Source organism: Prolixibacteraceae bacterium, assembly GCA_019720755.1.
In the GTDB taxonomy this organism is placed as follows: domain Bacteria; phylum Bacteroidota; class Bacteroidia; order Bacteroidales; family Prolixibacteraceae; genus Halosquirtibacter; species Halosquirtibacter laminarini.
The window spans coordinates 1,297,760-1,324,031 of record CP081303.1; the positions used below are offsets into that span (position 1 = coordinate 1,297,760).

16 protein-coding genes are annotated in these 26,272 nt (G+C 34.9%); 11 read left to right on the forward strand and 5 right to left on the reverse strand.

Features of this window, described 5'->3' with window-relative positions:
• Positions 1-50: 50 nt before the first annotated feature.
• Together K4L44_05375 and K4L44_05380 are read right to left on the reverse strand one after the other, a co-directional pair.
• The gene (locus tag K4L44_05375) at positions 51-458 is read right to left on the reverse strand and encodes a helix-turn-helix domain-containing protein (GenBank protein ID QZE15264.1); all 408 of its coding nucleotides are present in this window, start codon (positions 456-458) and stop codon (positions 51-53) included.
• Positions 459-659: 201 nt separating this feature from the next.
• Positions 660-1,970 (reverse strand): hypothetical protein, encoded by a 1,311-nt coding sequence (locus tag K4L44_05380; protein QZE15265.1) that lies wholly within the window; start codon positions 1,968-1,970, stop codon positions 660-662.
• Positions 1,971-2,582: 612 nt separating this feature from the next.
• Here K4L44_05380 and K4L44_05385 point away from each other — a divergent pair.
• From K4L44_05385 to K4L44_05405, 5 genes are all read left to right on the forward strand, one after another.
• A complete protein-coding gene (locus tag K4L44_05385) occupies positions 2,583-2,747 on the forward strand; it encodes a hypothetical protein (GenBank protein ID QZE15266.1) in 165 nt (54 codons plus the stop codon).
• A 464-nt stretch (positions 2,748-3,211) separates the two neighbouring features.
• On the forward strand, positions 3,212-3,397 hold the full coding sequence (locus K4L44_05390; protein ID QZE15267.1) for a hypothetical protein: 186 nt from the start codon (positions 3,212-3,214) through the stop codon (positions 3,395-3,397).
• A 463-nt stretch (positions 3,398-3,860) separates the two neighbouring features.
• On the forward strand, positions 3,861-4,610 hold the full coding sequence (locus K4L44_05395; protein QZE15268.1) for a sel1 repeat family protein: 750 nt from the start codon (positions 3,861-3,863) through the stop codon (positions 4,608-4,610).
• A 30-nt stretch (positions 4,611-4,640) separates the two neighbouring features.
• Positions 4,641-6,005 carry a sel1 repeat family protein gene (locus tag K4L44_05400; protein QZE15269.1) on the forward strand — a complete coding sequence of 455 codons (1,365 nt, stop codon included), beginning with the start codon at positions 4,641-4,643 and terminating at the stop codon, positions 6,003-6,005.
• A gap of 642 nt (positions 6,006-6,647) precedes the next feature.
• Positions 6,648-12,533 carry a hypothetical protein gene (locus K4L44_05405; GenBank protein ID QZE15270.1) on the forward strand — a complete coding sequence of 1,962 codons (5,886 nt, stop codon included), beginning with the start codon at positions 6,648-6,650 and terminating at the stop codon, positions 12,531-12,533.
• Between the two features lie 406 nt (positions 12,534-12,939).
• On the opposite strand, the gene K4L44_05410 is transcribed toward K4L44_05405, so the two are convergent.
• Entirely contained in the window at positions 12,940-14,058 is a 1,119-nt protein-coding gene (locus tag K4L44_05410; protein QZE15271.1) for an ISAs1 family transposase, read from the reverse strand.
• A 797-nt stretch (positions 14,059-14,855) separates the two neighbouring features.
• Between K4L44_05410 and K4L44_05415 the strand changes: the two genes are divergently transcribed.
• Positions 14,856-15,980 (forward strand): 50S ribosome-binding GTPase, encoded by a 1,125-nt coding sequence (locus tag K4L44_05415; protein ID QZE15272.1) that lies wholly within the window; start codon positions 14,856-14,858, stop codon positions 15,978-15,980.
• Positions 15,981-16,229: 249 nt separating this feature from the next.
• Positions 16,230-18,449, forward strand: a complete 2,220-nt coding sequence (locus K4L44_05420) for a GTPase domain-containing protein (protein QZE15273.1) — start codon at positions 16,230-16,232, stop codon at positions 18,447-18,449.
• A 170-nt stretch (positions 18,450-18,619) separates the two neighbouring features.
• Here K4L44_05420 and K4L44_05425 read toward each other — a convergent pair whose 3' ends face one another.
• The gene (locus K4L44_05425; protein ID QZE15274.1) at positions 18,620-20,047 is read right to left on the reverse strand and encodes an IS66 family transposase; all 1,428 of its coding nucleotides are present in this window, start codon (positions 20,045-20,047) and stop codon (positions 18,620-18,622) included.
• Positions 20,048-20,164: 117 nt separating this feature from the next.
• On the opposite strand from K4L44_05425, the gene K4L44_05430 reads away from it, so the two are divergent.
• The 3 genes from K4L44_05430 to K4L44_05440 all read left to right on the forward strand — a co-directional run bounded on the left by K4L44_05430 (position 20,165) and on the right by K4L44_05440 (position 23,052).
• Complete coding sequence (locus K4L44_05430) at positions 20,165-20,818, forward strand: transglutaminase family protein (protein QZE15275.1); 654 nt, start codon at positions 20,165-20,167, stop codon at positions 20,816-20,818.
• 9 nt (positions 20,819-20,827) lie between these two features.
• Positions 20,828-21,580: a hypothetical protein gene (locus K4L44_05435; protein QZE15276.1), complete on the forward strand. Its 753-nt coding sequence runs from the start codon at positions 20,828-20,830 to the stop codon at positions 21,578-21,580.
• 335 nt (positions 21,581-21,915) lie between these two features.
• Positions 21,916-23,052 (forward strand): ISAs1 family transposase, encoded by a 1,137-nt coding sequence (locus K4L44_05440; protein QZE15277.1) that lies wholly within the window; start codon positions 21,916-21,918, stop codon positions 23,050-23,052.
• Positions 23,053-23,485: 433 nt separating this feature from the next.
• Here the strand turns inward: K4L44_05440 and K4L44_05445 are convergent, their stop codons facing one another.
• The gene (locus K4L44_05445; protein ID QZE15278.1) at positions 23,486-24,775 is read right to left on the reverse strand and encodes a DUF3472 domain-containing protein; all 1,290 of its coding nucleotides are present in this window, start codon (positions 24,773-24,775) and stop codon (positions 23,486-23,488) included.
• A 671-nt stretch (positions 24,776-25,446) separates the two neighbouring features.
• On the opposite strand from K4L44_05445, the gene K4L44_05450 reads away from it, so the two are divergent.
• Positions 25,447-26,088: a hypothetical protein gene (locus K4L44_05450; GenBank protein QZE15279.1), complete on the forward strand. Its 642-nt coding sequence runs from the start codon at positions 25,447-25,449 to the stop codon at positions 26,086-26,088.
• Positions 26,089-26,272: the final 184 nt, after the last annotated feature.

The following is a 26,272-nucleotide window of genomic DNA, read 5'->3' on the forward strand; positions in this document are numbered from 1 at the left end:
TCCTACTATGGCCGTCGAATCTCATCGCTACCAGCAATGTTTCACGGTTTTTACTTCTGTATTCTACGATATCTGTTTTCTAATATCTTCTCTATCTCTTCTTGTTTGTAGTATATCTTTCCCTCTATCTTGGTGTAAGGAAGGATGCCTTTGGATCGATACCTTTGTATGGTTCTGGCTGATACATGTAGTTGGTTGACTACCTCTGGTGTGTCGAGCCATTGGCTATGGTTCTTTTGTGTGGGTTGCCTTTTGATTAGCTTCTCTAACTCTTGAACGAGAGCCTGTGTGTGGTGTACGATGGTATGAAGCAGTTGAAGGATTTGTTGTTTTTTGGTTGGTTCTGTTGCTGTTTTGTCGATACTTTTTTCTGTATGGAGTCCCTGTGTTGGTGCTTCTTTCGATTGATTCCAATTTGTGCTTTGGTGTTTCTTCTTTTGGGATTCTAACTCTTTCATGATGATGGGTTTTGGTTTTGGATCAAAGGTAGTTTGGGGTAAAATATTTTTCTAATGTTTTTTTTTATCACTCGTCTTTTAAGTTTTTTTTACAATTAGGAATGAGCCATGTTGTATGGGAGGTATTGTTGGTTTTTAAAAAGATAAAAGACGAGCGATAAAATTTTTTATCACTCGCCTTTTGTGTTATCACTCGTCTTTTTATTTGCTATGAAAAATGGGGGTGTCGAGAAGTGTAACGATATTCATTATTTTGGATTGAAGCGTAGATTGTCGGCATTTAACAATCTTCTTGGTATTGATCAATTTGTTTCCATCCATCCGAAAGAGTATGCTTACTTTCTCCCAAAAGTTTCTTTTTTGGTATTCTACTCCTTCTAATTTTTTTATTTCAAGAATAAAAGTTCTTAGCGCGTTTAGTTTCCCAGTCCAAAGAATAGGGTGGGTAAGCGGTGTTCCATTGAATAGGTTGCGTAGTTCAGAGACGGTTGCTTGGCATAATCCGAGGTGATGGAGTTTTTTCTGAATGGTCACCATGGTTTGGATATCGATAGCTCTTTTGATATAGAAAGGAGCCTCTGTTTGACGGTAGTATTCGAGGTCGTTGATGGTAGTATTTGATTTTGCATAGATGTGTTGTTCTAGGTTCCTGTTTTGAATCAAATGTTGATGCTTTTTGATCTCTTTGCGTTTTTGGTGATGTTTTTCTTTTAATACCTCGAGAAGGTTGTTCAGTCCTAGACAGAAGTTGTTGTCGCATTGATTATGACAACGAGTTTGTGCAATACTTGTGAGTGTGCGAAATTCTGTGATCATCCATTGGATCGTCTTCTTGTCGTAGTTTTGTAGTGTCTCTATGGCGTGATCATAGTGGTATCTTATAAAGAGATCAAATTGAGTTCTTAGTTTTTTGTTTATGTTTTCCACGGTGATATAGGGACTTTGGGATGTGTAGTAGAACTTGTCTATCTCTTCGAAGACCGATGTCTCGATCTCTTGAAGGTTGTAGCAGGAAGGGCATATCAACAAGGTGAATTTGAGTAGTAGTAACGGTGTGGTGAGATGGTGATATTTCTCCTCGTAGGTCAACTCAGAGATTGTTTGTAGTTGTGCAAATTTGTTACATGAGGATTGGGATGGTAGTTGCGGAGCATACTCTTTGCAGTGTTGAGTCAAGGTCTCGATGTATACAAACTGGCTAAAGCTTTTCTGTTCGATGGGTGCGTTGAAAAGGAAACGACAGTGGAGAATGCAGAAGGGCTCTGTCATCGTATGATGGTAGTAGTGGTAGAGAGGGTTCTCTATGTTTTCGATCGCTTTCTCTAGTTGTAATAATAGAAGGGATGGTCTTTTTTTTAGTAATGGTTTTGGGCAACCTGTGGCGGTAACGAGTCTTCTATGGAAGTGCTGATCGGCTCGAAGGATTGCTTGCAGATACAACTTCTTGGCTGTTTCTTGATTGATAGCATGTTGTTTTCTGTTTTTACTTTGGTTTTGTATTATTTGTTTCATGATTGTGTGGAAATTAATTTAAGTTAAGCTATTGGAAAACAAACATCAGGGGGAAATGTTAGCGCTGCTTCAATGTGTGTGCCCCATGTAGTTTCATTATTTGGTGTTGCTGTATTGTGTGATATGAGACAAGACCGTGCCGTTGTCTCTACGGTTGGTTGCAATATCTATTGACGATGGAATTTATTGCGACAATATGTTGTATGGTAGCTGCAAACCCATGTGTTTGCCATGATGTGTCAACCATGTTGTTGCGATATTTGTGGGTGTTGCAATTGGGTTTATCATTATTGTGGTATGAGATGAGCAAATGATATTGTCTCAAGGAGGGCAAACACATGGGTTTGTAGCTACAATGTCGTATTTGCATGGTTTTGATAAATAATGTTGCAAGGAGGGCAAACACATGGGTTTGCCGCTACAATGTCGTATTTGCATGGTTCTGATAAATCGATGTTTTGTGATTATTATTTATGGTAACATGTTTAATCAAAAGAAATCTGTGAGGATCAGTTTAATCTTTGTGTATCTGTTTAACCTTTGTGTATCTGTGGCCTTAATTGGTCTCTGAGCTTCGAGAGGTGGTCTCTGAGCTTGTCGAAGGGGTTTGTGATGAATAATGTTGAAGAGTTTCGAGATTGCACGAGACTTTGTGCAATACACGTCATGTCAATCGTATTCAATATGTTGATGCAACAGGCGGAAGCAGGAGCTTCCTATCTCCCAGGTGTTGCAGCATCGAAGGTTGGATGCAACATTTATGGTTGTGATGAATAATGTTGCAAGGAGGGCAAACACATGGGTTTGCCGCTACAATGTCGTATTTGCATGGTTCTGATAAATCGATGTTTTGTGATTATTATTTATGGTAACATGTTTAATCAAAAGAAATCTGTGAGGATCAGTTTAATCTTTGTGTATCTGTGGATATAATCTTTGTGCCTTTGCGACTTCGTGGTTTTGTAACTGATTTTGTGATATTTCTTACGTTTAAACGAAACTTATGTCGGGCGGTCAAAATTGATGCTGAACAGCATACTACAGTATTGTCACTATGAAGTTACGCTACGACTAAAACCTATAAGAAAAATGAGATACGGAAATAGATTCATAATGAGTGATTCTAAATAAATTTTCTTGTTTGCTATATATACCCTTAATATATACTCTCTCATTTTTGCTTTTTTTATTTAGTCTAGATAGTGTCTTTGTATGGATGTTTTCAATGGCTAAATATAGTGATGAATTGGATGAGTCAGATTGTGAATATATTGTGTGGATTGTTGGTGGTATTGTCCATCTTCTTTTCATCTGTTTTGGCAATCACTGAACCTATTTTGAATATTATTGATTTTGAATGGCTTTTTATGAGTCAATGGTTCTTTGTTTTTTGTGAACTGCTTTATTTTGATGTTATTAATGCTTAATTGTTAAAAGTAAATAATTATTAAATTGAATTGTTTGTTATAAATTTAATAGGTGGTGATTTGACATTAAATTGGTGGTTTGATCGGCTGTACTTGTGCTTTGACAAGTGGTCCCTGTACTTCGACAGGCTCAGCAACCTAAATATCGATGGGCTTCGTGGTTACATGAGACTTCGTGCAATTCAAAATGGTTATAGTATTAATAAATAATTATGTTTATTTTTGTATTGCAAGTACACTGCACAGTGGCGTTCTATATTGCAGGCATGAAATAGATCTAAAAGAATATTCCATGGAAGCAATGTATAGAAATAGCTTTTATTATATCTGTCTTTATAATACGAATAATTGGATACTATTCTATAGAGTGCTCCCTTAGATCCATTTTATTACGCAATAAATAGTTTTAAAATCCAACAATTAGTGATCTTATATTAGGTCACTTTCAAATCTATATACGAATATGAAAAGAATTTTGCTTTTTGTGATTCTCTCCTTTTTTATGGGAATCATTAGTGTAAATGCTCAATGTGAAAAGGGGAAAAAGTATATTGAGAGTAAAGAGTATGTTAAAGCAATGGATGTTTTAAGTCCTCTTGCAGAAAAAGGAGACCAAGAAGCACAATTTCTCTTGGGTGAGATTTATAGCAATGAAGAGATTACCTTGTTTGATTTTGACAAAGCATTGAAATGGTATAAGCTCTCTGCCGAACAAGGAGATGAAGAAGCACAATTATGTCTAGGGAATTTTTATTGTTTTGGTGATGGGGGTGTACAGGATTTCAAAGAAGCATTCAAGTGGTACTCAAAGTCGGCAAAACAAGGGGATGCAAGGGCCCAGTGTCGTTTGGGAAACTTATATTATGAGGGCAAAGGGATAGTGAGAAACTATTCGGAAGCATTTAAATGGTATCAACTTTCAGCAAAGCAAGGAGATTCACATGCACAGTTTTGCTATGGTGATATGTTTTTTTTGGGTCACAGTGTCGAAAAAGACTATAAAGAAGCATTCAAATGGTATCGTCTCGCAGCAGAACAGGGACATGCAGGGGCACAGAAATATCTAGGAGATATGTACAGTTATGGTTATGGTGTGTCTACAGATTTAACAAAAGCGATAAAATGGTATACTGTTGCAGCAAAACAAGGGGCTGCTGCAAATGCTCAGTATTGTTTAGGCGACTTATATCGGTCTGGATCAGGGGTTTCGTAAGATTATAAAGAAGCATTTAAATGGTATCTTTTGGCAGCGCAGCAAGGATATTATAGAGCCCAGAGCTGTTTGGGTGACTTCTATTTCTACGGTAATGGTGTAGAAAAGGATTATAAAGAGGCAATGAAATGGTATTCCCTTGCAGCAAAACAGGGGTATGCAAAAGCTGAGTGCAGTTTGGGTTATTTTTATCAATATGGCTATGGTATAGAAAAAGATTATAAAGAAGCATTCAGGTGGTATCATCTTGCAGCAAGACAAGGAAATGCAGATGCTCAGTGTGGTTTGGGTGATTTTTATCTATATGGATATGGTGTAGAAGAAGATAATAAAGAAGCCTTGAAATGGTATCATCTTTCAGCAAAGCAAGAATATGCAATAGGCCAGTATCGTTTGGGTGAATGTTATTTCTACGGTTATGGTGTAGAAAAAGATTATAAAGAGGCAATAAAATGGTATCATCTTTCAGCAAAGCAAAGGAATGCATATGCACAATATCGTTTGGGAGACTGTCATGCTTATGGTTTGGGAGTTCCACAAGATTTCAAAGAAGCATTCAAATGGTATTCTCTTGCAGCAAACCAGGGGCATGTAGGTGCTGAGTGTGGTTTGGGTTATTTTTATCAATATGGCTATGGTATAGAAAAAGACTATAAAGAAGCAATCAGATGGTATCATCTAGCAGCTAAACAAGGAAATGCAGAAGGCCAGTATCGTTTGGGGGAATGCTATTTGTACGGTTATGGTGTGGAAGAAGATAATAAAGAGGCTTTGAAATGGTTTCATCTAGCAGCAAAGCAAGAATATGCCAGTGCCCAAGCTCGTTTGGGATTCTGTTATGTCTATGCTTGGGGAGTGAAGCAAGATTTTAACGAAGCATTCAAATGGTATAAGCTGGCAGCAGAACAGGGCGAAGCTAGTGCACAAAGCGAGCTAGGAAGTTTCTATCTATATGGCGTGACAGGGCAAAAAGATCTCAAAAAAGCATTTTATTGGTTTACTCTTGCAGCAAAGAAGGGGAATTCAAGAGGCCAATATGGTTTGGGAGAGATGTATGTTCATGGTTCTGGTGTAGAGAAGGATTATAAGGAAGCATTTTATTGGTACTTTCTTTCAGCAAAGCAAGGAGATGCCAGAAGCCAAGTAGGTTTGGCGAAAATGTATGCTTATGGATATGGAGTGGAAGAAGATTACAAAGAGGCTTTTAAATGGTTCTCTCTTGCAGCAGATCAAGAAGATGGTGAAGCCCAGTATTTTATTGGAGTGATGTCCTATGATGGGTTTGGGGTGACAGCAGACAAAGCCCAAGCCAAATTATGGATGAAGAGATCTATCGATAATGGCAATAAAGAAGCCCAAAACTTTTGGGATGAAAATAAGCTTTCAAACTACTAAATGAATTTAGCGGTTTAGAGGATTTTGCAACCTCCATATTTAGATATAATTTCTACGATATATTGTCGGTCATGGTTTTTATGGTGTTTGTATTCAATTAATTACCCCTGAAAATGAAATTTTATGTGCATCGACAAGAGGTCACTTTATCTCGATATCTGGCTTGCTGAGCTTGTCGAAGTAGAGTAACCTTTCGGTCAAAGGGCTTTGTGGTTGTTTCTGATTCTACTTACGGAAGCGGGAGCTTCCTATCTCCCAGGAGTTGATGCATCGATGGTTTGTTGCACCATGTGTGACGTTGCAATTTGTGGTAGTATTTTATCTTGGGGTATGATGAATATTGTCGCAAGGAGATCAAAGACATGGGTTTGCAGCTACTACGTCGTATTTGTATGGTTCTGATACAATCATGTGGAGTCGTTGTAGTATTTCGGTCATCAGTTTTGAGCCTTTCGATATTTGGTTGCTGCATCTCGACAAGTGGTTCCTGAGCTTGTCGAAGGGCTCAATAACCAATAATGACGAAGTAGAGGGACCACTTGTCGAAGGGGTTTTATATAAAGACACATATTTATTTAAGAGTATTATATGTATGGTGTCTGTATTTTTTATGTGTTAATACAATTAATATCATTTATCTATATGAAAAGAAAAAACACAGTACGACTCTTGTTTTCGCTTCTGCTGTTCATGATGACGCAAAGCGCCTTTTCACAAATAATGGGGATATCTAGAGAAAAAGATAGCTATTTAATCTATAAGATTACAGATAAAGAGGCTAGAAAGTTTTTTAAAAGCAAATCTCGTTCTAACAAAGTGAATGCCTCTTTTTATCATACATTAGTGGATACGGTATATAAGGAGGAATTTTTAAAACGTTGTAAAGAGAGGAGCAACGAGCCACAGGTATTTAAGAATATGGTGGGACACTATATTCATGCTTATTTTCAAGATTATGCGTTTCAAAGTGAATATTTTACAATTCGAGATTTTATTCCGTATTTTTTCAATGATAAGGAGCTTTTGCTTCTCAAATTGGTGGATATGAAAGGAGATAATATCTCTGATGCAAAAGTCACCTTGGGCAAAAAAACTTTTTATTATGACGAGAATAAAAGATGTTATGTAGGGCAAAATATTAAAATAAAGGATGAACAAAAGAATGTAGAGGTTCTTTATCATGGGAATACTTTCTTTTTAACATTTGATCCTGATCAATACCCTTCGTTTAGAGATTATAAATATGTTACCTATGTAGGTTATAATACCCAATTTTTAGGTGATAGAGTTTGGTATGACAATAAGAATTTTAACAATAATATAGTTTATTCTAAGTATTATAAATCAGGTTATTTAATCTTTAGTAAACCCAAATATAAACCACAAGATACTCTTAAGATGAAGGCGTTTATCTTGAATAGTAAAGGTGGTTTAGTAAACTCTAAGTTGAAGGTTGTATTAAAAGACACCTTTTCTAAGGTGTTAGGAGAGGTTATGCCATATCGAGATGGTGCATATACTTTTCAATTTTGTTTGGATGATTCGTTAAGTTTGAAGTTAGATCGTAGTTATAAGATCACTTTTGAGGATAGTAGTAAAAATGAGCTAATCTCTCGATATTTTAAATTTGAGGAGTATGATCTAAAATCGACTACGTTATCTATCGAGACGGATCGCAATAAACAAGGTCAAGGAAAGCCGATTCTGCTAAAAGTTGAGGCTACCGATGAGAACGGGCTAAATCTATTGGATGGAAGAGTCCAAATTACGGTAACTACGGAGGAGGTTTATGATGTGTATCAAAATAAAGATTTTATTCCTGATACGCTTCAATATATAGAGAGGTGGTTAGAGCCCAAAGGAGAAACGATCATAGAGATTTCGGATAAGAATTTCCCTAAGATGAACTTCAGGTATAACATTAAAGTGAAGATGCTCAATGCTAGTAATGAGATGGTAGTGAAAAACCTGAAGGTAGACTATCACTATAAAGAGAAGCCTTTGGTTACGAAGAAAAAGCGTCCAGGTTATTTTGTCTACGAGGTTGTCGGTGACTCTCTCTATATAGACTTTCTAAGAGATGGCCTTCGACAGAAACATAAGGCAATGATTTCTGGAGTTGATAGTTATGAAGATACTGTCTTTGTTGTAACCCAAGAGACCCCAATTCATCTAAAGCTAAATCCAAGCTATCAATCGTATGGCGCAACGGATTCTGTTGTTTATAACTTTTACAATATAAAGGAGAATACAAAGCCCATTGAGTGTCTCACCAGTAGAACCATAGATACTGTAAAAATTGAGGTCAAAAACCCTAATAAGATCCCTTTTCTTTATCGTATCTACGAAAAAGATAGTGTGGTGACTTCTGGTTATGATACCCAATTAGAATATAGAAAGAGAGTTCATTCTAAAGAGAACTACTTTGTCTATCTTCAGTATCTATGGGGTGGCGCTATTGAAGATAGAAAATATACAATTGCGCTATTAGAGAACCAATTAAATGTAAAGGTAAATCAACCAAGTAAAATCTATCCAGGAGAAACTACTCCTATCGAGGTGAAGGTAACTGATTTTGCTGGCAATCCTGTTGAGAATGTAGATGTTTCGGCATATGGATTTACATCGAAGTTTAAATCAGTACCCCCCAATATACCTTATCTAGGACCTTATCGATGGATCGATAGTGAGCCTCAATATAAAAAAACATTATATGACTGTAATAATCAAATTAGCACGTGGAACTTGGAAGAAAATGAAGAATGGAGATTAAGTGAAAATATAGGATTAAATGAAATATTTAAAGATTCTTTTTACCATCCGGTAAGCGAATTGTTTAAAATAGCCTATACTCCGACAGATTCTATTACCCAGTTTTCGCCTTTTGTAATGCACCTAGGGAGGATGAAAAAGGTTCATGTGGTATATGTCGATCAAAAACCAGTCTATATGAGTTGGGTTAAAGAGATACCATACTCATTTCGTGTTGATAGTGGGTATCACCAGATAAAGCTCCGTACAGCGACACATCTTATTACGGTAGATAGTCTCTATTTTAAGCCGTATCAAAGATTGCTGTTTTCTCTAGATGACGAACGTAGCTATGACCATGTACAGATCCAAAAGGCTTCTGCTAGGTTGACTAAAGATGAGCAAAAATTCTTAGACGCATACACTTTCTTTTGTAAGCCACCCCAAAGTGATAAATGTGCCTATGTTGCGAATAATGGGAACTTGTTTGTCGTCAATCCATTTATAGATCCTGATGATTATTATTTATTTCATCAGTACGACTCTCCAAATCGAGAGATCTGTGTTGGACCTCTTTCAGGAGATTTTCAATATAAACAGTATAATGGTTTTCAAAAAGAGTTGCATCAGTCTGATCTCGGAACTACTTTGAATAGGAACTTACGTAGAAGAAAACTGGAAGGATCTGTTTATTATGATGATGTTATTCGGGACGAAGTAAAGACAGAGAAGCAGTTTATAGAAGCGGTCTCGTCCAAATTAAATGATTATCGTGAGTCATACTTATATCGCAATCCTCATTTTGATAGGGAGAGTTCACTCGAAGGAAATTGTCGACTTAAACTGACATTTTTAGGAGGAACTCCAGACTTTGCTATATGGACAAAATATGGTGATCCTGGCTTTAAACGAGTCTTGTCTGGAAAAACACATAGCATGACAAAGATGAAAAAAGGGCTTTATAAAGTCGTTTTTCTCTATGAAGATTTTTGTTGTCAGATAGTGGATTCAGTCTCGGTGAATCCCAATGGAGAAAATTTTTTAAAGGTAAGTGACCTGAAGCAAGATGATAACCTTCTGATTACAAAACGAAGGAAAGAGGTGATTCATAAGGTATATCCAAATCTACAGGAAGATAGTGTGTATCTGAAGCGATCTGTTGCAGAGTTTAGAGATTCAACCACCGATAAATATTTTGATGGGTATATTTTTAGTAAGCGTCATTCGAACCCAATAGAAGGTGCAGTAATCAGTATGCCCAAACTAAATTATCGAGGTATCAGCAATAAGGATGGGTATTATAAGATACCATATACAAAAGATAGTATGGTGTATTATGTCAGCAAAAATAGATTTCATTCTTATGAATCTGATCAGTATAAGAAAAAGATCTATTTGAAAGAATCAGAAAGAACTGTTTTTGATAAAATTGTTCACAATATCATTGATTTTGTTCCCAATTTGTTTCGTTCTAGACGGAGGTATGGTGTTAGTATAGATAATTGCTTCTCTGGTGAGATGCCAAGGCAAAATACTCAAGGACAGTTTTATCATTCTAATCAACCTCCGGCAGATTTTGATAAAAAAATTACAGCGGAGGAAAGAAAAAAAATTGTTTCAACATACATCTCATATCTGAATCAGCATAAAGAGCATCCACCATTAGTCTTTATCAATAATAGGGTGTTCATTGGGGATATTACCACGTTAGACCCAACGATGGTAACCGGTGTGGAGATTCTAGAGAGAGAGAAATCACTTAAACTATTAGGAGAAAAAGGAGAAAATGGGGCGATTTTTATTCAAACTAATGAGACTAAGTTTAAGGATATCAGATTAGACAATGACGAAGAAATCGATGAAAATACTGAGGATTATATTCGTAGACACTTCTCTGATGTGGCTTTTTGGGAACCCTCTTTGACAACAGACAAGGATGGGATTGCCCGCTTTCATGTTACCTTTCCTGATGATATAACAAAATGGCAAACCTATTTTGTGGCAATGACAGACCAGAGACAATCGGGGCAAGCAGAAGGAGATATTCGTTCATTTAAGCCTATTTTGTCTCAACTAGCCTATCCTAAATTTTTGACTGAAGAAGATTCGACCTATGTCATTGGGAAGGTACAAAACTACGGCTTGGACTCACTAGATGTTTGTGCCACTTTTGAAGTGAATGGAGTGGAGAAAAAGAGAAGTGAGGTGTCTTGTAAGTCATTGTTTTTAGATACACTGGTTGTATCAGCACCGAAAGATACCTTGAGTGTCACCTACCAAATAGATACCTCAAGAGGATATCGTGATGGAGAGAGAAGAGAGATCCCTGTGTATCCGTTGGGAATAGAAAAAGTAGAAGGACAATTTGTGGCTTTAGATAATGATACCACGATGCAACTATATTCTGATCCTAAAAAAGGGGATGTCTTTATAGAGGGACAAACTAACTATTTGGATCTGCTGGAGAATGAAATTTCATATCTTTATGAATATCCGTTTTTATGTAATGAGCAGACCGCATCCAAGCTTTTAGCACTTCTTGATAGTAAAACGATTGCCCAAGCAAAAGCGCAGAAGTTTCGAGATAATAGATTGATAAGAAAGTGGATACGAAGACTTAAAAGACATCAAAACGGACATGGCCTTTGGGGATGGTGGAACAAATCGGAGGAGAAACTATGGCTTAGTAACCATGTGATATATGCACTGAAAGAGGCTAAAAAGATGGGCTTTAAGGTAGATATCGATCGTGACAAGATGGTGCCTTATTTAAAAGAACAGCTTCATGTAACTCCCGATACATGCAAACGATTAGAAATACTATGTCTATTGAAACAGGTAGATGCAGACCTTGATTATAGACAAAGTATCGCATCGTTAGAAGGGTATAAGAGATGGACTTTGGGACAAAAACTGGAAATTATCGCCCTGAAACAACAGTGTGGTATCCCCGTGGATCTTGAGGTGTTGAAACGCTATAGACATACGACCATTAGAAATAATGTATTCTATGGCGATAATAGATACTACTCGATTTCGTATAATAATATTTTAAATACTTTGCGTGTCTATGAAATATTTAAAAGGGCATCGGTACATCCAGAGGAGCTTGAGAGGTTAAGATATTACTTTTTGGAAAAGAGAGGTGGAGTATGTTGGTATAATACCTATGTGTCGTCCCGACTAGTACATACATTGGTAAATGATATGCTAAAAGAGGTTACGAACCAAGATTCGCTCAAGCTTCTAATCCAACAGGGAGATGAACAGGTTGTTGTAGACCAGTTCCCTTTTAAGATGAAGAGACATTCCAATGACCCAATTCAGATAAAGAAAGAGGGGGAAGGGTGTGTGTATCTTACTTCTTACCAGAAGTATTGGAAAAAGAGTCCAACAAAACAGAACGGAGCTTACAATATAACCACTGAATTTGTATCTACTCCTGCGTCTAAATTGGAAATAGGAAAAGAGGTTACACTTCGAGCACATGTGTCGATAGACAAAGAGTCCTCTTATATGATGGTTCGTATTCCTATCCCTGCAGGTTGTTCTTATGTAAACAAAAATAAAGGTTCTTATAGGGAGAGTCATCGGGAATATCGCAAGAATGAGGTGATTATCTATTATGATGATATGCATATAGGTTCGTATGCTTTGGATATCAAATTACTCCCAAGATACAAGGGAGTATATCACCTGAATCCAGCTAGTGTTGAGAATATGTATCTTCCTACCAAACGAGCAAATAATACCATTAAAAAGGTGACGATTCAATAGGATTGTGTGTATTAGAATAACAAAAAAAGTGTTGCAGTCAGTAGAGACTGTAACACTTTTTTTTGTGAAATATTATTGGGAGTATTTATTATGGAAAGTGTTGGTTTAATGGTAGAACTACGATTGTCACAATATGTTATTCTGGACATGTGATGTCGGAATTTGTTGTATGATCGCATCATATTTGTGGTGTTGCAATTCGTTGGGGGATTTTGTTTAGATTGTGATGATGTTGTCACAGGGAGGGCAAACACATGGGTTTGCAGCTACAATGTCGTATTTGCATGGTTTTGATATAATCATGTGGTGTCGTTTCTGTGTTTTAACAGGTGGTCCCTGAGCTTGTCGAAGGGCTTCGAGATTCATGAGACTTTGGGTAATTCGATACAGGGCTTGTTCATGAAATTTAAGCAGCGAAGACATCGTGTATTTTATCAGTATTGTGCACAAGTTCTTCTCTTAAAATATTTAAGTTGTTGTAACTATTTATTTCCATTAACTTACTGCATATAAATAACATAATAGAGGATATCGATTTTTGCAATCCATGATCTAAAGACTTTAATTTGTCTTCTCCAAAATTAACATCACGAATACGATTCATTATTTCTATTTTCCAATGACCTCTAATAGCTCCAGCAATTTCATCGATTTTCCCATTATAATTTGTGATATAATATCGTGTTTCTGTACTCCTTTTATCTCTCTTTACATTATAACTCTCTCTTGTCACTTTAATCATATTACATATGCCACTATTACACCATCTAGGATCTAACATTTCTGTATTTATTGGGTATATTTCGTACTTCCTAGAGTCTATTCTTCCATGTGACTTGTCTATTTCTGTCATCACATCATCTACTTTTATATGATTGGATGTATGTACTAAGTCATCCTTTAATTTCTGCTGATTGGACTTTATTTGAGTTAAATAGAATCGACTATTTTGGTGAATATTAGACAACAGATTTTCTGAATTATGCATTGCATCTAGTGTTACCTTTGCCTTCTCTGGCAACTCAAGAATATGATCATAAACAATGTTCTTTTCACTCTCTTTTGTTCCATCATAAAAGCCTAATAACTGCTGTATATTTGTGTTATGACCAATAGAATAAACAATACTTAACCCTCTCTTTTTATTGCTTTTAGAATCTATACTTCCTCGAAGTTCCTTCCCATCAATAGATATCCATTCTGTAGAAGAGTATACTTCATCACAAATTGTCAAAAAGGAATCATAATCAAATTCAGATAGGATTCTTGTTAACTGAACTCGACTTATACAACTGTCGATATCTTTATGCAAACAGATACATAGTTTCTCGTAATGACGAACCATATTGCGATGAATTTTATTCATACTTAGATGACCATAACTTGTCAGAATTGAGATAATAAAAAGAGTGATAACAAAAGCCAATTCGTGCTTAAGTCCTACATGACTCCTATTATCTACCAATTTGACTTGTAATTTCTCATAAAATCTTCTAATTTCGGCACTTGAAAGGTCGTTATCCATAATTTATATCTGTTTTTACAAATCCAAATATAATATGAATAGTCGACCTTTTCTCATATAAATAATTCATGAACAAGCCTTGTAATTCGATATGATTCTATTGTAATTAAATAAATAGTGGTAAATTGGCTCATTCTTAGATTTACAATATAGCGTTGCATTTATGACTTGAATGCAAGATTGAAAAGAATAAAGCCTTGAGAGGATAACTACTTAGAAATTATTAGTGAATGAAGACTCACTCAATGAGAGGCCTCGAAATAAAGTTGGATTTCGATCCGCTATTGAATCTACGCATAATTCACATTGAATGAAATTTCTATCTTGTTTCCTCACCAACTCTCCCAAAAGCATAACCTATTTATTTGTTCCAAAATGAAATAGGTTTCACATAAACATAAAATTTTCTGAGGTCTGGCTACTAGTGGTTGACTTTAATCCTTTTTGACAATTTAAATACTTGTTTGTTTATAAAAGACCTTTATCTCATTTATTGTCATTCAATTTACAAGTATATGTGTTTGTTTTGTGTATTTGTCTGAAAAATAGTTTTATAGAGTAATGTTGTTTGTGACTGGTTGATGATATTTATTATTAAATGTTTATAGTGTCAAATATAAATCATTGAGAGTAAGTGGATTAAATTGGTTTTTTGATTGTTTGTTATATAATGAATTGCTAATTTAGACATAATGTATCTTATAAGCTAGTGTATTTATTGAATAGATGGGCTTAAATCTTAGGAATTGGTATCTAATAGGTGTAAGATATAATGTCAAAACTATAAAAAAGAAGAGATGAATTCAGAACAGTATGCATATGAAATAAAGTCAAAGTTTGAGAAGATAAATCAAGAGGTGCAAAAACCAAATATATTACTAGTTGGCGGTACGGGAGTTGGAAAGAGTTCGTTAATAAACCTTGTGTTTGGAGAAGAACTCGTTAAGTCCGGAATAGGGGCTCCTATTACTCAAAAGATAGAAAGAATTTCCAATGATAAAGTAGATGTTAATATATTTGATTCTGCAGGTTATGAATTAGAGAATGAAGAGACCTTTTATAGGGAGACAATTGGGTACGTAGAGAAATGTAGCTCTCTTTCTTTCGAGAATCAAATACATCTAATTTGGCATTTGGTTGATGCTTCTTCAAATAGGGTGTTAGAATATGATCTTAAATTAAATGAAAAGCTAAAGAAACTTTCTATCCCAAGTTGCACCATTTATACTAAATGTGACGGCATTGACGAGGCTTCTGTGGATGAAATGATAAAGGTGTTTAATCCATCAGAGTCCTTCGAGAATTGTTTTACGACTTCAGAACCACCTTTTTTTATAACAACACAGAAGGATCTTGTTGTTGAGGAGTCAAATTTGGATTATAATAAAGTGGTAAAATGGTCTATAGGTCAGTTGCCAGAAGTGTTGAAAGAGGGATTTATAAGAGCACAGAAGTCAGATTTGGAGAGTAAAAGAGTGTTGGCTAATACATTAATTTTGCGTTATAGTACAGGAGCAGCAGCTATTGGTGTTAGCCCTATACCTTTTTCGGATGCCCCACTTCTTTTAGGAGCACAAACAGCCATGTTTACACATATTCTAAAAACATATGGGTTGAATAATCAAGAAGTTTTAACTCTTGTAAAAGGAGCATCTTCCTCTTTAATTATAAGTAATGTGGGTCGATCATTGGCAGGTAACATATTAAAACTAATTCCTGGTGTGGGTACTGTGGCTGGGGGTGTGATCAATGCAGGTGTAGCATCTGCGATTACTTACGCCATAGGAAAGGCATTGTCAATGGTTTGTGAGGATATGTGCCTATGTGCATTAAAAGGAGATAAGTCGAAGTATGAAGATATTTTGAATAATTTTTCGGTCATTTTTTCAATAGCATTCAAGTCTGTATACAATAAAAAGTAAAACATTCATTTAAAATCGATACTCTTTAAGTATTATTATTCATGAGAGTATCGATTACTCTTTATGTAAGAGCTTCTAAAAATAATATAAACTTAAGTTGTAGTCTTTATTTCTATCTAAGATATAGGAAATTATAGGGGGAATTTATCGATTGTGAGTTATTCTATGAAATTCATGGAACCACTATAATAAGGCCTTACTTAGTGATAGATAACTTTTTTCAGTCTTTACACCAATAAATAGAAAAAAATGTATAATTCATCCATATATGAGGCCCAACAACACCTTATAAAAACAGTGGGAGTCAAACCTAATATTCTGATCTTTGGTGGCTCCGGTGTGGGAAAATCAACCCTTATTAAAAGAATTATAGGACAAAGTAAATGTGTCAAGGAGAGTTGTAAAATAAGTGTATGTACCATCGAAGTCGAGAAATGGAATGGTTATGGTGTTCAGTTTATAGAATATCCTGGTTTTACACAAAAAGATTCTGAAGTGTCTATTATTCAGGTGTTCGATTATATATCACAGTGTAATCAGAAATCATATGAAAATCATATACATATGGTTTGGTTTATTTTGGATTCTAGTACTGCTAGAGTTCTCTCTTTGGATAAACAGTTGTATGATCGATTTGAGAAGATTTCTATTCCCAATCATACAATTTTTACAAAATGTGATCAGATTGATGAGGTCTCTATCACAAATATGTTAATGGAACTAGATTCAAATTGTGCATTCGAAACCTGTTTTACTAGCAGTGATTCTCCTTTTTTTACTACTAGCGATGGTACGATTACTGCGAAGAAATCATCTTTCGAAATATGTAATATTTTCAAAAATACGATGCTCACAATTCCTCTCTCTTTACATAAAATCTATAATTTGTATCAATCAAAAGAAACTTTTGAAGTTCATCTATTTATACAAAAAGAGGTCCAGTTGTTTGTTGAACAGATGGAAGAAAAGATAAGGAATACAAGCGATTCTTTTAGTAATTTATACTTTATCCCTCTAGGGGAAGTTGAGTCACAACAAAAAATTGAATATATCCAATTGATAAAGTCATTTACTAACCATATTGTTTCTCTTTTACTTGATTTATATAAATTGAATGTGATACCGAATATAGAATCTTCCGTTAGGGGTATTCTAGATGCCTATATAGAAAGAGGAAATTTATTAGAAGAGTTGACATCTGGAATATGTAGGCTTCATGTTACATTAGATGCTCTTCTTGAATCCTTCTTTAATATTAGCAAAAACCACCGTTTGATAAATAAAAATGAGCTACAGTACTTATTAAACAATTTTGATAAAACTTTTGATGATATGGTAAAGAATAAATATAAGAAATATCTTAAAGGATCTATAAATATACTTATGGCAGGTAAGTCTGGCGTTGGTAAGAGTAGTCTTATTAATTATCTTAAAAAAGATGAAGTTGCCATGACAGGAAGTGGGTCCGCCCAAACGAAAAGAGGTGTTGAGAAGTATCATATTAATTACGATGGAGATGAATATTGCTTTCATGATACTTGGGGAATTGAGCCTGGGAATAATAGTGTAAAATGGTTCGATGATTTTAGAAAACACTGCTCCTCTGAAACCCAGGGGAGAAACTATAAAACATGGATGCATGCAGTGATCTATTGTGTTAGTGGATCAGGAGGACGTATTGAAAAGGTTGAAATTGAAACTATCCAAAGAATTAAGCAGGAGTACTCGATGCAACCAATTGTTGTATTGACAAAAGCAGATGCAGATAAAGATGGCAAATTGGCATCGTGGATTGCAAAAGAGACTGGTCTTCATGTGTTGTCGGTTTGTGCTGTTCAAAAGTCTATGGGATTAGGTAAGAGTAAACGAGTCATAGAACCATTTGGTGAAGAGGAGTTAATTGCTAGTATAAAAGAACAGTCGTTGTTGCTTTTTCATGATCGTGTAAAAAAAATTATTGATGATGACTACAAGAATGCCTTGATAGGTATTGTCAATAACCTTCCTACATTGTATGAAAAAAAGATGAGAAAGTTCTCTTTAATGGGATATGTAAAGAAAGAAAATGCAGAGAATGTATCTAAAAGCATCGTAGACTATTTAGAAAATAAAGAAAAAGAGTTGGAAACAAAAGTAACCCAATGGGTTGAGGATATTAAAATAAGCTACCCTTTTCTGTTAGGAGATCTTAAGGTGAAAAGCACAAGTAAAAATGGATTTAATGTAGGTCAGTCACGCTCTTTTATAAATGGTTCTGATCTATTGGGTATCGGTATTTTAGAGGCTGTTACATTTTTTTTAGGGGCTGGTGGCCTATTTTTCTTGGGAAAGAAACTGTTCCCCGGAAATATCGATGTTGATAAAAGTGTCAGTCAAATGCAACTTCGATGTGCAGAGCTCATCGAAGAGATTGAAAAATGTGACAGCTTATTGGAACTTAAAAATAGCTACGAAGTCACAACGGTGTAAGGTTAAATCTTGCATTCAGGGATAAAACTAAGCTATAATTATAGAGATAATAATTGTGCATATAGAGTGCGTACTTGTTAATTATTTTGTAACTACTCAGCTTCATTTATAGTTTAGCCTCCATTCGCTAAAGAATGGAGGTTCAGAAAATATATAATGTGTAAATTATTTTATTGCCAACTGACCTTAAGATGGTTTTGAGATAACCAATGAGCAATCATTCTCACTACACTCTTTCCTTGTTTTTTAAGTGTATCAACAATAGAGCGTAACATGGCATACCTTTGGGCTCCTTCTTCTGTTCGATAATCTGCAGATACTTTTTGTTTTATTTTAATATTACGTATTGACCTTTCGGATGCATTGTTGTCAAAAGGAACTTCGTAATACTCTAAGAAAGTAAACACACTATCAATCCTTTTAATTAATCGACTCCGTAATGTCTTGATCTCATCTAGCTGATCGTCATACACGTCATTTTTCAACAGCAATAAAAGCTGTTCTTTAAATATTGATTTGTCTTTTAAAGGATATTGGTTCTTGGCTGATTCTCTCTTTAATTTCATGGCTTTATAGAATATATTCAAAATATCCTCTGCCCAACTGTTATTCGTTTGTTGTTTAATATAGATTAATTCTCGTTGTAAATGTGCTAAACATAGTTGATAATGTTTGGCTGGAGTTTTTAATTGCGAAGCATAACAGTCACTGACTAAGGTCGCATTAATAAATCCTTTTTTAAAATTTTCTACAACAACTTTATACCCTCTAGACTTATTGGCTGTAATGAATGTTACCTCATGATTTTGCCATACCCACATCCATCCTTTGCCTCCATTGATCTTGCAACCTGTTTCGTCTGAGCCAACTACACTGGATTTGGATATCGATTCACGAAGTGATTCATATAAAGGAGTCATCACCTCTTGGGCTTTATTTAAAATATTAGTAATAGTCCCATCTCCAATTTTAAATGATGTTATCTCTTCCACTAGTGAACCAATACGGTTTAAAGGGATATAATGTTCAACATACAAGCTTACAATTAGTGAACGTAAATGAGAACCGTATTGGACAGGTGCTTTTATATTCGAGGGCATAGAACCTTTGTGTAGTTGACCACAACTGCATCTATTTTCATAAAGACGATGCTCCGTGCAGATTTGTTCAAGAACAGGTGGTATGTCAAAAACCTGACGTTTGCATAACAAGCTTGCGTCTTCTTGATTTAATGTATTACCACACTGACACGTCGATGGAGGATAATATGACTCTATGCTTGTTGGGAAATCACTCTGTTGTAATGTCGATCCTTTATGTTTGGGTTGACCTCTGGGTTTCCTAGTGGATTTATTTCGAAGTGATTGATTTTTCTTTACTGTATGTAAATATCTTGAAGGTGGAAAACTACTATTACTACTGTTTTTATGATTATGCGATAGTTTGTCTTCTAGATCCTTTACTTTTTCATGAAGCATAGTATTCTCTTGTGACAAAGCTTGAACTCGTGACATCACTCTGTCTAGCTCTTTCAGTAATGTCTCAACCTGCTTCTTTAAAGCTTGATTCTCTCGTTCTAAACGATCTATTGTTCTCATGATTACAAAGATTCATTGATCTTGACAAATTAGAAAATAATATAACAGAAAGTAATCAACAATACGGCCTATTATTATTAACAATCATCACTAAAACAACGTGTTTGGAACTTTTGTGTGATTATTATACTCAAAAAGAACCTGAGTAGTTACTCTGAATTACGTCTTAAGGCTGAGCGTATTAGGGCATTGAAACCAGAAGTGGTTCCTGAGCCAAAGCAAACTATTAGTGAGGAGGTGACTCCCAAGGTTATCTTGCCATCACCGAGTGGAGTAACCCCACCAATGCCGTTAGTTGGAGATTTAATTCAGACAGGAGGACGAGTTGGTGTTTTGTCAAAAGATATCTTAATTGACCTAGATATTGCAGGTGATAATATTAAACAGATTTTTGGAATTAGACATTATATTATAGATCATTGGCATTATATTCATGATCCTGAAGTAGATAAAGATACATGGAGGTCTGCGGATGTTACAATACAATTATGTCATAAAGGAAAATTTCCAGGTGATTGTGATGATTTTGCTATTTTGATGGCTTCTTTAGCAAAACAAATAGGGCTTAATTCTAGAGTAGTTGGAGGTTATTCTCATGGTAGTGGGCATGCTTTTGCTGAGTTTCTTAGTCCTCGCAATTATAGCTTTAATTCATTGGTTTTGGATGAAGCTTATAGTGACTCAGAGGGGCTATGGATAAGTTTGGATTGGTTTTCGGGAAAAGATCATAATGACTATAACAATAATAGAGATGTGATTCTAAAGGATTAGATTTAGTGTATGAATAAAAATAAAGATTATTTTTGGATTGGATATTCTGATCTAATGACGGCAATGTTTTTTCTTATGTTAATGTGTTTTGTGTTTGTTACAAAATATGATAAGGATAAGATCTCTACAATTAAAAAAGAAGTAACTGTTTTAAAAAAGGAAAAAGCAATAATTGAGAGTGTCCAAACTACAATTAAAAAAGAAGTAACTGTTTTAAAAAAGGAAAAAGCAATAATCGAGAGTGTCCAAAAAAATATAGAGAAGTTGAAGGATAAAAAAGATCTTTTTTTGTATGATTCTCGATTTAAGCGGTACACATTAAAGTTTGATGTGCAGTTCCGAACTGGCTGTTTTCGATTAGATGAACAAGATGTAATCTATTTTAATAAAATTAAACATAAGCTTGATGATGCAGCTCGTGAATTAAAAGTTGTTATTGATAGATTAGATTATCTTAAACAACATGATGCTTCTTATAAAAATATTAGTTATTTAATTGTTGTAACAGGAAGTGCCTCACGTATTGGTCGAGATGATGTTAATTATCTGTTGAGTTATCAAAGAGCTTATTATCTTTATAAATATTGGAAGAATGATTTGAAAATAGACTTTGACGCTCCTAAATACCATAATCTTGTTGAATTTCAGATTGCTGGAAATGGAATTGGTGGTGTGGGAAGATTTCCGATCGAAAAGAAAGGGTTTTCGAGAAAGAATCAACGTTTTATTATTAATGTAATTCCTAAATTTGGAGAACTTTGATGTCGATTATCTAACGTGGATTGAGACAATAAATGTAACTATTATATCCAAATTTAACTTTTTATAGACCTCGAAAAGGCTTGTAGTATGGAAGCTTTTTCGAGGTCTATTATTTTATTCTGTATCCATTTAAAGTTATCTTGAGTCAAGTTCTCAAAAGAGTTTTCTTTGGGGATATCCTGTCGAATTAAACCGTTAAGATTCTCATTAGTACCCAGGGAAATTGCATTTAAGTAATTAATAAATATTGTTATCTTTGCTACATTAGTTATGGCATATTCTGCCTTTTACATTCTGTATTATTATTCAAGGGAGATGTCCCTTTCTAAAAAAACATGAGTGAAGCAATAGTAAATAATTATGATAATAAGTTTGCTCTTTATTTCCTTCCATTAGAAGATCCTCGAAGAATACAAAAAGGCAATTTTATGTACCCACTTATAGAAGTTCTATTTCTTTCATTGTCAGCTATATTAAGTGGTTTTAAAACCAATGAAGATATTGCACAATTTGGAGAGCTTAAAATCGATTGGCTCAGAAAATTTTATCCGTACGCATCAGGGATTCCATCACACGATACCATTGGTCGAGTATTTAGACATTTAGATTCTTCACTCTTTAACGAGTGTTTTATCAAGTGGTCTTCAAGCTTAACAAAGCTTACATCTAATCAAGTAATAGGTATTGATGGAAAGACCATTAAGGGATCTGCTAATGCAAAGAAGAATGCAATTCATGTTGTCTCTGCCTTTGCCTCAGATAATGGTTTATGTTTAGGACAGGTTACCACCAATAAAAAGAGTAATGAAATAACAGCCATTCCAGAATTGTTAGATCTTATTACTATCAAAGGCATGGTTGTTACAACAGATGCAATGGGCTGTCAAACTGAAATTGCAAATAAAATACTAGAAAAAGAAGGTGACTATATTCTACAAGTAAAAGGCAATCAGAAGAAAACTAAAGAGGAGCTTGATATTCAGTTTAATACAGATATTGTTTGTGATTCTAATATAACAGAAGACTTTGGTCATGGAAGAATTGAAACTCGTATTTGTGATGTAATAAATGACTTTGAAGATGCTCCAGTGTTGACCAAATGGAGAGGTATCCATAGTTTAATTAGAATAACAACCCAGACATTAGAATCTTCAACAAATAAAGAACGAAGTGATGTGAGGTATTACATATCCTCTTTAGATACAACAGCTGAGAGGTTTAATAAACTTATACGTTCACATTGGGCAATCGAAAATAATCTTCATTGGACACTCGATGTAAGCTTCAATGAAGATAAACAGCAGCGAAAAAAAGATCATGCAGCTGAAAATATGAATATGCTTTGTAAAATGGCTCTTAACATCTTAAAGTTGGATACGGAGAACAAAAAAACATTGAAATGGAAGAAAAATAGAGCAATATATGTCGATGAATATAGAGAAAAGCTTATCGCTCGTTCACAGACTTGTTAATTCTATCTAATATCCAACAAGTTATAAATGCAATTTCCCTGCATTAGTACCTCTTCCCCAAGAGTGGTAAGGATGTGCAAAATAGAAGTCAATATTTAATTTATCGGCTATCTGTTTGTCCTCATAAAACTCTCTACCATTGTCTGATGTGATTTGATGTTAAAGGTGGTGAGTGGGAGGAAAGTTTCTCGTGATTTTTTAAATTATCGACAGATTCCGTTTTTATTTTTGTTGATGCAGTTAGTCAAGGCAGTGCCGTTGTTTCTACGGTTTGGTTGAAAAGTATATTGTACTATGACAGATTTCCTATTATGTATATTAAGATTAAGGTGGTTCTTAAAAAGTGGATTCACCTCTATTGGTTGAGGTGAATCCACTATTGAGTAATTTTTATGTAGAAACACTGTTTTTTAAAGTTATTTCTATTTTTAGGTTATGGTAGTTTGGAGAAGTCGATTTGGGGTTTGTTTCCTTGTGCTTCTCTTTCAAAATTTTGGTCAAATGTTACACGATCGCTAAAGAAACCACAGTTTTTTAGGAAAAAGTGTCCATTGGTAGCGCCCCCAGCATAATCTAAACGTTCTTCTTTATGTGCTGTTGCATCTGCCGTAAATCTGCCTTTTGTTAATTCGTACCATTCTCCTTTGGTGTTGCACGCCCATTGGTTCGTAAAGTTTACAGTTCGAGGGATATTGCCTTGTTGAACCATAAAGTTTTCTAAGAATGAGTGAGGTCTTTTGATATAGGTGGATGTTTTTGGTCGACGAAATGAGGCGATGAGTTGCCATTTATTTACTTTTGGGTCCATAAACCAAGCGGTGTAATCAGTACAGTTTTCTTTGGTTGGTTTTGCTCTCAGTAGAAAACGGTATGTGGTTTGTGCTTCCCAGTTATATTTCAGGAAACTTTGTCCTCCTGACCCTTCACTCCCAAATTTCCCAGTGTAGACATCATCTCCTTTTTTTAGCATTTGTATGCGTTGGTCACTAGGAATTTCTTCGGGGTTATTGGTGTTGTATGGGCTCCATACAGAGAATAGGATGCGTCGTTCAGAAGAGGAGTTTACCTGAATTCCAAAATAACCTTCAGCAAATCCATTGGCCATGAAGTAAGATCCAATCACATCATTGTTTTTAGGGACTGTGATCTCGTTATAGAAATATTCTACGTCTCCAATCTCCTTGGGTACGGAATACCCCATATGCACCGATGGGCCTCTACGTCCCCAGTAGAAACTCTTCTTGACATAATAGATTGAATCGTTTGTGGCTTCCCCTACAAGTAGAAGGTCTTTATACTCTCCATAGGAGTCTCCTTTCTTGTTTATTCCTGTAATTTCTACCATGTGGTAGCCAGGTTTGTCTATTTTAAAATTACCTGCATTCACATCTTGCCATGTGGTATCTCTTAATGTGATATTATGTGTCTCTCCTTCGAATGAAAATTTAATTTGTGCATTTCCTTCTGGGGCCTTTGCGCGCAATCCTAAAAAAATTGTTCCTGTTGCTTCGGTGCGAAAATATAAACGAATGGCTTTCTCTTTATCTGTGAGATTAAATACTCCCTTTCTATTGAATTTTGTTCTATTGGCTGGCGTAGCTCCATCATTTATCCAACCGTTTCCGGCAAAAGGGACAGAAATTTTGTACTCAATCGGACTCTCCTCTTTGCATGAGGATAGGATTGCTACTAGGATAATGAGTATCCCAAATACTTTCTCCATTTTGTTCATGTGTTTGAATTTACAGCTTATTTATTGTGTTTGTTTAAATAGGTTTGTTCATAAGAACAACAATCAATGCAGTGCGATATTTTTTATTTTATGTAGAAATAAGCGAAAAGTATAATAATTATGTATTTATGAACGTAAGTTAACATATACTATAATAAATTACAATGTATTTCGATGATATGAACATATTTTCTAAGTAATATCATGTTTTTTTTGTTGATTGTTGATCATTTAGACTTAAATGGCTGCTTTTTGTTGACAGTTGTACTGTTTTTCATTGGGGATGAATAGCATATTTAAGTTTTTAATAAAAATTATATACTACTCTGATTATTCTTGTCTTTTGTAATAAGGAAGAGTTGCTGAAGGTTTTATTTCAATGTATTATGTGGATATTCTTATGGTTTTCTAGGTTATTCTGGCTCTATAACGGATCGTTGTGCTGATTTTTAATGAAATAACTACTACGGTTTGTTGTTCTTACACTTCTATTATTTATGATTTTGCAGGTTGTTCATTTTGAATAGAGGGGAGACAATTTATGCATATTTGAGACGATTTAGGTATTCTTCTACATGCTTGTTCTGTACGTTTGTGTGGGATGAATTTTAAGGATAGGTTTGAACTGTTAATCAATGTATAACCCCTTAAAACTAAATGTTATGGGAACAATTAATAAAGGAATTCTTGGTGGATTTTCAGGTAAAGTAGGTAGTGTTATTGGGTCGTCATGGAAAGGAATTCAAGTGATGCGTTCTTTGCCAACAGCATCTAAACGTAAAAAGAGTAGTAAATCCATAGAACACCAAGCTCATTTTAAAAAAGTGATTGATGTTATTTCAAAAGGAGGAGTCATTTTTAAGCAGGGATTTGCACCAATGGCAAAAGGGCAAACTGCTTTTAATGCTGCTTTTTCTCGTAATTTTTCTGTATTTAGTATGAAATCAGGGAAGCTTGATATCGCATACGATAAATTCGCACTATCTAATGGTTCTTTAGGTAACCTAAAGAATTTTAAGGCTACTGTGAATGACCTTGGTACTCTTTCATTGGATTGGAATCCAACCAATGTGGAACGTTTTGACAATAGAGATTTGATGGTTCAATGTTTGGTAGCTACTGATGATTTTGAATCTGTCATGTGTTATTTGAATGTTGATTTGGTTTCAGCTCATCATTGTGGTGTTGAATTGCTGGATGAGATGAAAGGGAAAGTCCTTCATGTATATGTTTTTTACAGTTTACCTGGAGTCTTTCGTGCGGATGCTATTTCGGATAGTAGTTATTGTAAAGTTGTTGTTTGATCTTTGTATGGACTATAATCAGGTTTTACAATTTTTAAAAGCAGGTCTTCGGATCTGCTTTCGTTTTTAATAAGACTGTGATAAGATTCAGTTCTAGTTTGATTTACAATTTCAATGGAGAGAGTAAAATATGCTCTGTTTATGTAATAAAGTGATTGAGTTGTAGCTATGTTTTTTTTGATGG